The 2,646-nt window shown below is 55.6% G+C and carries 1 protein-coding gene and 1 pseudogene; both read right to left on the bottom strand.

What is annotated here, in order from left to right; all coding sequences use genetic code 11:
* Positions 1-849, bottom strand: a pseudogene (locus tag BEN30_RS16965) (IS5-like element ISVbsp2 family transposase); the annotation flags it as partial.
* 101 nt (positions 850-950) lie between these two features.
* On the bottom strand, positions 951-2,646 hold a 1,696-nt coding region (locus tag BEN30_RS18745), incomplete at its 5' end, for a hypothetical protein (RefSeq protein WP_211563463.1).

Genomic DNA, 2,646 nt, shown 5'->3' with positions numbered 1-2,646 from the left:
GTAGGGTGTGCGCGCCTTGCCCTTGGCGATGCAGGCGACCTCCGGAGCATGCAGGGCGTAGAGTTTGTTTTTGTCCTTGGTTTTCTGGGTCAGAAGGCGTTCGACGAGGCCCAAAAGCCGGGCAAACCGAGCTTCCAGAGCAGCATTACCAGCGACCTTTCGGACGATATCGCGGTACACACGGCCCAGGAACGTCTTCAGCTTCTTGATCTCGCGGCGCATGCGCCTGAACTGTTTTGCGTGGGCATAGCGCCCGGCCATCAGCGCCGCCCGCTTGGCCACCCGAGTGTGGCTGCGGCGCAACAAGATGCCGTGGCGCTTGGCTTGGCGCACCAATGTTTGCAGGGCTTTCAGATACAATCGGCTATCCGTCGGGTGGGCGATGTTCTTCGGCTGCACCGTGGTGTCAACGGTGATCCGCTGAAAGCTGCTTTCCTTCACCGCCCCGGTCTCGACCGCCACGCCAACGGTGGCCGCCAAAACCTTTTCCATGCCCTCTGGGCCAACCCGTTTGCGCCAGCGCGTCATGGTGCTGGGATCAATGGGAAGATGATGTTGAAAGAACTCAAATCCGCAGAAATATTGCCAGTAGGGGTTCTCGACCCAGCGCTCTACCGCTTCTTCGTCCGACAGATCATGCATGTGCTTCAAATAATGCAGACCGACCATCAATCGCGTCGATTTAGCCGGACGGCCCAGCGGTTTGTAGTGCTTGCCGAAGGCCTCATCAAACGAAGACCAGGGCATCATCCCGGCCAACCGGATCAAGTGATGCTTCATGTCGATGATGGCGTCCAGACGTTCGCGAAACAGATCGGCATCACGGCGGCGGGGTTTTTTAGGCTTCATGAGAATCTACCAGAAAATGAGCGTTACGGGACTGCTTTCTGGCATTTTCCTATATTTAGAATCCCAAGGGAATCATTATTTATCAATATGTTGAGAGTTTTTCAGGGCGAACTAAGTAAAATGTCTGAGCCTTGAGAAGCGCTGATCACCTGCGCCGTGGATCCATCTTGAATGCTCAGATCAATGGTGATCGCATCGCTCGAATTATAATAATCAAGCGTGTCAATTCCAGCCCCGCCATCCAACGTTTCATCGCCGCTGTTGCTCAGCAGAGTTTCATACCCTGCTTCACCCACATTCAATGTGCCAGAGTGCAGCGCGACCGCATCGATTTCATCAAAGTCATAGATGTTATTGGTATAGATTTTCACGCCTTCGACCAGATAGGACGTGGCTTCAAACACCCATGCAAACTGGCTTTCAAGGCCAAGGCCATCATTACCATCTCCTTGCGCTGAGGAGTCGTAACCCGACCAGATGGTGTGGTAGGTCCCATCCGTATCGATCAAATCGACCTGATAAACAAAACCGTTATTGTAAGATTCATAAATCGTCAAACCCGTCGCGTACACGGGTGTTTCATATGTGAGCTCCAACCAATCTGGCGACCCGTCATCGTATTCTTCTGCCGTCCAAGCCGTTTCGATGTCACCGTATTCAAAGGTGTCGGGTTCACCAATGGCTTGATCGGCACTCCATTCTTCGGGGGAAGGATTGTATTCGGTACTGGCCGCCGCCGCGATGGCCCATTGTGTGAAGGGTGTATCATCAATGACTTTTTCCACGTCCTCTTCGACCACCACTGTTGTCCGATTGTCGTCATCATTGTTGGGTGGGAGAGTGGTTTCGGGGAGCGTGATAAGCGTATCGTCAATCACAATGGCCAAGATATCGTCCAAGACTCCGCCTACGAGCACCAGTGCATCTGCTTCATCGACATTGAGTTGTATCGTATCTCCCGTATTGCTGCTGTCTAAAGTATCCGTTGCGTTCTTCGTATCGGTCGCACCTTTCGTATCGACGGTGTCTGCCTTTTGTGCCGTTTCGGCCTCTGCCTTTTGCACAGTTTCAAAGGCCTTGGTTTGGGTCACCTCAGCCGATTTAGCCAGAGCGTTAAATTGCTGGGCTTTCGTCGCCTGGGCGACTGCCACTTGGGCTTCCGCAGCCTTCGTTTCCGCTGCAGCGGTTTTCGTCTGAGCTTCGGCCTGAGCCTTGGCGGCTGCGGCGGCTTGCACTTCGGCCTGGGCTTTGGCGGCTTCGGCCTTGGCGGTGGCTTCGGCGGCTTTGGCTTCAGCGGCTGCAGCTTTGGCGATATCTTCCGGGTCACCCGAGGCTTCGGCAGCGGCTTTGGCGGCTTCGGCTTCAGCTTTGGCGGCTTCGGCTTCGGCTTCGGCCTGGGTGGCTTCGGCGTCAGCCTGTTGGGCGGCCTCGTCAGCTTTTTGCGCCGCCTCGCCAGCCTGCTTAGCCTCGGCATCAGCCTGTTTGGCTTCCGCACCTTTGGCTTGAGCCTGGGCTTCGGCACGTCCTGCATCGGCAGCAGCCTTTTGCGCCACCACCTTGACCAGTTTGGTAAGCGTCGCACCAAAGCTTTTTTGGATTGCGGCTTGGGACAAAACCACCACCGTCGAGGGCGCGCCATTGGCGCTGAACACCGTCGTCGTGGCCCCGGCGCTGTTCAAAACAATGCTGCCGCCGCCTGTGTTGATGATGATTTCACCGACGTTACCATCCACATCGGGAACCAGGGTGACTTTACTTTCTGCCCCCTCCGCCGCCGCGGTACCCAAAACGGTCGAA

Origin of the sequence: Magnetovibrio blakemorei (assembly GCF_001746755.1) — a bacterium.
GTDB lineage: Bacteria > Pseudomonadota > Alphaproteobacteria > Rhodospirillales > Magnetovibrionaceae > Magnetovibrio > Magnetovibrio blakemorei.
Note: the sequence above shows the minus strand (reverse complement) of the source record. Positions and strands in the feature narration are given on the sequence as shown.